5 protein-coding genes and 2 pseudogenes are annotated in these 6,341 nt (G+C 68.6%); 2 read left to right on the plus strand and 5 right to left on the minus strand.

Annotated elements, in window-relative coordinates; genetic code table 11:
* Positions 1-258 precede the first annotated feature (258 nt).
* Complete coding sequence (locus ACFV6X_RS34020; protein WP_385390159.1) at positions 259-2,622, plus strand: glycoside hydrolase N-terminal domain-containing protein; 2,364 nt, start codon at positions 259-261, stop codon at positions 2,620-2,622.
* A 26-nt stretch (positions 2,623-2,648) separates the two neighbouring features.
* Here the strand turns inward: ACFV6X_RS34020 and ACFV6X_RS34025 are convergent.
* The 3 genes and pseudogenes from ACFV6X_RS34025 to ACFV6X_RS34035 all read right to left on the minus strand — a co-directional run.
* Positions 2,649-2,901, minus strand: a pseudogene (locus ACFV6X_RS34025) (IS110 family transposase); the annotation flags it as partial.
* Between the two features lie 422 nt (positions 2,902-3,323).
* Complete coding sequence (locus tag ACFV6X_RS34030) at positions 3,324-3,815, minus strand: SRPBCC family protein (RefSeq protein WP_385390160.1); 492 nt, start codon at positions 3,813-3,815, stop codon at positions 3,324-3,326.
* The gene (locus ACFV6X_RS34035) at positions 3,812-4,201 is read right to left on the minus strand and encodes an ArsR/SmtB family transcription factor (RefSeq protein WP_385390161.1); all 390 of its coding nucleotides are present in this window, start codon (positions 4,199-4,201) and stop codon (positions 3,812-3,814) included. The genes ACFV6X_RS34030 and ACFV6X_RS34035 overlap by 4 nt, the downstream gene beginning before the upstream one ends.
* Before the next feature lie 417 nt (positions 4,202-4,618).
* On the opposite strand from ACFV6X_RS34035, the gene ACFV6X_RS34040 reads away from it, so the two are divergent.
* Positions 4,619-4,897: a hypothetical protein gene (locus tag ACFV6X_RS34040; protein WP_385390162.1), complete on the plus strand. Its 279-nt coding sequence runs from the start codon at positions 4,619-4,621 to the stop codon at positions 4,895-4,897.
* Between the two features lie 56 nt (positions 4,898-4,953).
* Here the strand turns inward: ACFV6X_RS34040 and ACFV6X_RS34045 are convergent, their stop codons facing one another.
* A complete protein-coding gene (locus ACFV6X_RS34045; protein WP_385390163.1) occupies positions 4,954-5,907 on the minus strand; it encodes an aminoglycoside phosphotransferase family protein in 954 nt (317 codons plus the stop codon).
* A 67-nt stretch (positions 5,908-5,974) separates the two neighbouring features.
* A pseudogene (locus ACFV6X_RS34050) lies at positions 5,975-6,253 on the minus strand (ATP-binding cassette domain-containing protein); the annotation flags it as partial.
* Positions 6,254-6,341 lie beyond the last annotated feature (88 nt).

Genomic DNA, 6,341 nt, shown 5'->3' on the forward strand with positions numbered 1-6,341 from the left:
TTGATCTGGTCGATGGCGCACTGCGTCACGGTGCCCTTCTGCAGGGCCGGTCGTCGACCCCCGGGCCAGCTCCCCATCCACGCCACGTCCGCCCGTCGACGGCGTGGCAACGCACTCCAACCTCTCAATTGGTCCGACCACCATGCAGGAAATCGGCGATGAATCGCGTCACTTGGGTGTTGTACCGCCAAAGTGGTCTGATAAATATACGTGGCACTTGCTCGATCACGCGCTACTGCTTCTGTGGAAGGGAACCCCGTGCCCGCTTCCTCTCGTCGCGACTTCCTCCGCATCACCGGTGTTGCCGGTGGCGGGCTCGCTCTGGCTGGCGGTTTCCGCCCGTTCACGGCGCATGCGGCGCCGCCCCGGCCCTCCGACGTCCCCTTCGTCCCGGAGGGCAAGGCCACCACGATCTGGTACCGCACGCCCGCAGACGAGACGCACATCCTCCAGGAGGCGCTCCCGGTCGGAAACGGCCGCTTGGGAGCGCTCGTCGGCTGTGACCCGGCCGACGACTTCGTATACCTCACCGACGGCTCATTCTGGTCGGGCGGACGCAATGACACCCTCACCGACGACGGCCAACTCCCCTATGGGCGGGATGACTTCGGCAGCTTCGGCCTGCTGGCCAAGCTCCGGATCGCCCTGTCGGGCCACTCCAGCGACACGGTGACCGACTACCGTCGCCAACTCGACCTGAGTAACGGCGTGGTGTCCGCGACTTACCGGGTGCGCGGGGACTCCTACCGCCGCGAGGTCTATGCCAGCTACCCGGACGACGTGCTCGTCATCCGGCTCACCGGTGGACCGCACACCGGGACGATCTCGCTGGCAGGCACGCACGACGAGACCACCTCGGGTAGCAACGGGCAACTCTCCTTCACCGGAAACCTCGCCAACGGCCTGCGCTACGCCGCCGCGGTGACGGCGGTAGGTACCGGCGGTCAGGTCGCCGTGAAGGAGGACAAGCTGTCCTTCGCGGGCTGCCGTGAACTCTTGGTCGTGGTGTGCGGCGGCACCAACTACTCCCCGGACGCAGCCAAGGACTTCCGGGACGTGACCAGCGACCCGCTCGCTACGGCCCGCGCCAAGGTGACGGCCGCCGCGCACGTGTCCGGCACCCGGCTCCTGAAGACGCACGTCGCCGACTACCAGCGGCTCTACAACCGGTTCTCGATCGATCTGGGCGAGTCGACGGACCTCCAGCGGTCGCTGGACTCCTGGTCGCGCATCGCCGTGCGCTACACCGACAAGTCCACGCCGGACCCCGAGTTGGAGGCTGCCTACGTCCAGTATGGCCGCTATCTGACCATCGTCGGCTCCCGCGACTGGCTCCCGATGAATCTGCAGGGCATCTGGGTGCACAACAACACGCCGGACTGGTATGCGGACTACCACACCGACATCAACATACAGATGAACTACTGGCTGGCCGATCCCGCCGGCCTCGGGGAGAGCTCGTACGCCCTCGCCCGCTACTGCGTCTCACAGCTCCCGGTCTGGACCGACGTCACCAAGCGCCTCTACAACAACGAACGCAACCGGTTCCGCAACAGCAGCGGGAAGATAGCAGGCTGGGCGGTCGCGTTCTCCACGAACATCCACGGCGGCAGCGGCTGGGTCTGGCACCCGTCCGGCAACGCCTGGCTCTGCAACTCACTGTGGCGGCACTACGAGTACAGCCAGGACCGCGAGTACCTGGAGCTGATCTACCCGGTCCTCAAGGGCGCGGCCGAGTTCTGGCAGGCGCGCCTGATCACCACCACGGTCTCCGACGCGGACGGCACGTCGCGTGAGGTGCTGATCGACGACACCGCCTGGTCGCCCGAGCACGGTCCGGACGGCAAAGGCATCACCTACGCGCAGGAACTCGCCTGGGAGCTGTTCGAAGAGTTCAAGACCGCCTCCCGCGTACTGCACCGCGACACCGACCTGGCTGCCGACCTGGCCGCGATGCAGGGGAAGCTCTACCTCCCTCGGGTCAGCCCGAAGACAGGGTGGCTGGAGGAATGGATGAGCCCGGACAACCTCGGCGAGATCACCCACCGTCACCTGTCCCCGCTGATCGGCTTCTATCCCGGCGACCGCATTGCCGCGGACAAGAGCCCGGCAGACCTCCTCAAGGGCGTGCGCGAACTGCTCACCGCCCGCGGCATGGACAGCTACGGCTGGGCCTGCGCCTGGCGATCGCTGTGCTGGGCGCGGCTGAAGGACGCGGAGAAGGCCTACCAGCTCTACCTGACCGTGCTGCGGCCATCGATCACCAACAGCAATGGCACCTCGGCGAACTGGTTCGACATGTACAGCCAAGGCAGTTACACGATCTTCCAGATCGACGCGAACCTGGGCGGCGCCACCGCGGCGGTGGAGATGCTTCTCTACTCGCGCCCCGACGTCATCGAGTTGCTGCCTGCGCTCCCCGACGCGTGGGCGGCTAAGGGCTCGGTGCGTGGCGTCGGGGCCCGCGGCGGCTTCACGGTCGACCTGGCCTGGCGCAAGGGCAAGGTGACCGAAGTAACCGTCCGCAGCGTCGGCGGCACCACGACCGAGCTGCGCGCAGGCAGTTTCCGTAAGAAGATCAGCCTCAAGCCCGGGAAGTCGGTGACGCTGAACATCTCCTGACAGGCCATGCCTCCAGCGCCTACCGATGTGCGGGTCCCGAGGACGACGACGGTCTGCTCGCCGCGTGCGTCGGAGACCTCTTCGATCAGCCGCCGAGCCGTCCTGGGCGCGTTGGGCAGGATCAGTTCGACGAGGCTGCGGCGGCTTGCTTTTCGCAGGGCGGTGGGGGATCCGTAGGGTTTCCAGAAGCCAGGTCACGGCGTGGTGGTCCAGGCGAGGCCCGAGGACGCGCTCCAGTGATGGGTCGGACTGGGTGAGCAGGTTGCGGTTCCGGTCAGTGGCCGTGGGGATACCGGCGTCGTGAAGACGCCTTCCTCCTTCCGGTCGGCCCAGGACATGTTCCGCGGAGCGGACGAGGCTGCCCGCGAGGTCCGGGCCGACGGGATCGTCGCGCACATCGTTCAGGTGGGACATGGCGGCGCCGTCGGGGGGAGGGGGGATCGTGGCGGCACTGAGTCCGCTGCGCGAGCCGGTGCGGGCGGTCATGCCCTCCGCCGGGCTCGCCCTGACGGGTTCCTCAGTCGCCTGGCGCTCCGCGGTCGGACGCGCCGTGGAACCAGCCCGCCCCCGAACCCCTGCTGCTGACGGGCGAGCGCGGCACGGGGAAGGTGGCCCTTGCCAGGGAATTCCTCGCCGGCCACGCCGTACGGATCGTCGGCGCGCCGCCCCGCTCGCCGCGACGTTCCGATGCGCGGGAAGGGTCAGCCCAGTGACTCGAAGTACGCCTTCTGTGCGGGGTAGTAGTCCGCGAACTCGGGGCGGGGCCCACCCGTGCGGGCCGCGGTGAGCATGTCCAGGTAGTACTCCCAGCCCGGTCCTGTCTCACCGAGGTGTTCCGTGGAGGTGAGGTGGTGGATCAGCCGGAGTTCCGTGACGCCGTCGCCCTCGGCCACCAGCAGCTCTAGTGACCATGAGCCGGATTCGCCCTGCGTCGAGACCGCGAGCCGGCGTGGTGCTTCGCAGGCATCGACACGGACCGGGATCCAGTCGTCCGACTCCTCGAACACCATCTGCACTTCGATGGTGCGGCCGGGAGCCCCCTCGCCGCGCCAGGGGCCGAACCAGCGCGCGGTGCGTTCCGGCTCGGTGACGCTCGCCCACACGTCGTCGGCGGAGGCGCGGTAGGTGCGGGTGAGGATCAGGTCGTGGCCCGTCTCGGTGGGGACGAGCTGCCCGGAGGGTTCGAGAGTCATGCCGTGTCCTTCTGTCGTGCTGCGCTCGGGTTGCCGGCGGGCTCGGATCGGCCGCGTTCCCGGCGCGCGCGGTGGACCTCGGTGTCCAGTGCCGCGAGTTGGCGGGACCAGGCCGGGGCCTGACGGACCTCGAACTGGAGGAGCCACTCGGTGAGCCGGCCGAGCGGGAAGCGGACGAGCGTGTAGCGCCGGTGGCGCCCGTGCTGCTCGTCACGCACCAGTCCGCTTTCCCGCAGTACCCGCAGGTGACGGCTCACCGCCGGCCGGCTGATGGAGAACCGGGCGGCGATCTCGCCCGCCGTCAGCGGGGTGTGCCCCAACATGACCAGGATCTCCCGGCGCACCGGATCGGCGACGGCGGCGGCTATGTTGGTCAGTTCGTCCATGGGAAAAGCGTAACCCATGGGTTACGCGTCATGTCGTCGCACCGGTCGGTCCGCCCTGGTTCGAGCCGGCCGGCGGCCGGCCTGGGGGTAGCCTTTCGCCCATCACCAGATGCGTATGATCACGAACGGCTCGCGGGAGGAGGACGGGGGAGAGGGGCGAATGGCCCGGCGCACGGCGGCCGGCATGGCCACCACGCTGCTCGACTCCGCCGGGCAGGCCCCCGGCCACGTCGTCGTCCACCTCCCCGGCGACGGCAGCGAGCACATCGTGACCTTCACCGAGGTGCTCAGCGGCCAAGCCGGAGGAGTTGGCCTTCCAGGACGTTGTGGGCGAGGCAGTCACACCCAGTCCAGATCTGCCCGGCACGACGATCGGGCCGGCTTGTGGATCTCTCGAGATCGACAAAACGCTCGCGCGTGGTCGGGGCCAGCCGCGGCGCCCCCTGCCCGGCCCGCACCACCGCCCTGGTCGGCCCCGCCCAGGACCTGCCCCCGGCGATCCTGGGCCCCATGCTCGGCCTGCACTCGATCACCGCCGCCCAGTGGCGCCACCGCGCCAGCACGGACTGGACCGCCTGCCTCGCCGCCCAAGGCCTCCTGGAGGACATCGGTGAGGAGGGCCGCGCAGGCACCGTCGGGGTCGAGATCGGGGTCGTAGATGGTGAGGTTGAAAGCCGACGCAGCGTTCCGACGTGAAAACTATGCCGGACGGATCGTGTGAACCCTCAGGCTCAGCTATCTGCCCGTCGGTATCAGCTGCTCATGCCGGCGGCGAAGAGCGTCGTCTGCCAGTGGTCGACCGCGGGCTTGAGGTACTTCATCAGTTTGGGAAGTTGCGGGACCAGGGTGAGGGTGGCGATGACCCGCAGTATGCCCAGGGCGTTGACGAAGGCGAGGGCCTCCTCGTCGAGCGGCCTCGTGCCGTTGCGTCGCGCGCCGCGGTTGTAGGCGGCTTCGTGCTCGGGTCCGAGAGCGGCCAGGTCCCACTCGATGGGCCCCAGTGTGACAAGTTCGAAGTCGGCGTAGAGGTCGCCGTCCACCGCGTTGAAGATGTTCGCGGGCGGGGAGTCGCCGTGGATGGGCTGGAGGTCGACGCCGGGGAACCGGGCCTCGAAGGCGCTGCGTGAGCGTACGAGGGGTTCGAGAAACTGCCATTCGCGTCGGGCCCGGTCGAGCTCGGCGGCTCCGATCAGGTCTGGGTGCTGTTCGAGCAGAGCGAGGCTGTCAGCGATGAACCGCGGGTCGACCGCGGACAGGAACTCCAGGCGGCGGGCCGGGTAGGTGCGCAGTGCCGCATGCAGGTCGGCGACGCTCTCGGCGTTTGCGACATAGTCGGGTTCCTTGTCCCGGGCCTCCTCGACGAAGGGCCAGAAGGTCATCGAGAACCCGTCGCGCTGCACGGGTTCGCGCGGCACGAGCGGGCTGGGCGCGATCACTGGGATTCCCTGGTCGGCCAGCCACCGTGTGACGTCCAGCTCGTCCTGCTGGCGGCGCGCGATGGCGGCCAGGTCGTCTGGGCGGGGCAGGACGGTGGGAATCCGGGCCACGACCGGCGAGGGGGCAAGGTGGACGACGACCGAGAAGACGTCGTGGAGCACCGTGGGCTCGGTGACGGTCAGGCCGAGCCCACGCCCGGCCGCGACGGCCGCCTCGATGGCGGCGGAGGTGCGGTCGGCTTGCTGTTGTGGTGTCAGGAAGGTGGTCATGGATCATCCCTTGTTTCAGTGGATTGATGGACGTCAAGCGGTTCACGGCGGGGCGGGCCGGACCGGGTCAGCGCCTGCTGCCGGCGTGCAGTTCCAGCTGTTCGGCTTCGAAACGCGCACGGAAGTCGCGATCGTGCGAGACCGCTACCACCGCCCCTGTGTACGCCGCGAGCGCCGCCTGAAGGTCCTCGACCAGGTCGAGTGCGATGTGGTTGGTGGGCTCGTCGAGTATGAGGAGGTCCGCAGGCCGGGTCACCAGGGTCGCGATCTGCAGGCGCCGCTGCTGTCCCACGGACAGGGCGGCGACCGGGACGTGCAGGTCCTGTTCGCGGAACAGGCCTAGTAGGACTCCGTTAGGTCTGTCTTGGTCTTGGTGTGGTTCTGCTGGGCAGGGGTTGGTGGCAGGTGGTGCAGATGCCGGTCCAGCAGTTCAG

Origin of the sequence: Streptomyces sp. NPDC059861 (assembly GCF_042731435.1) — a bacterium.
In the GTDB taxonomy this organism is placed as follows: Bacteria; Actinomycetota; Actinomycetes; order Streptomycetales; family Streptomycetaceae; genus Streptomyces.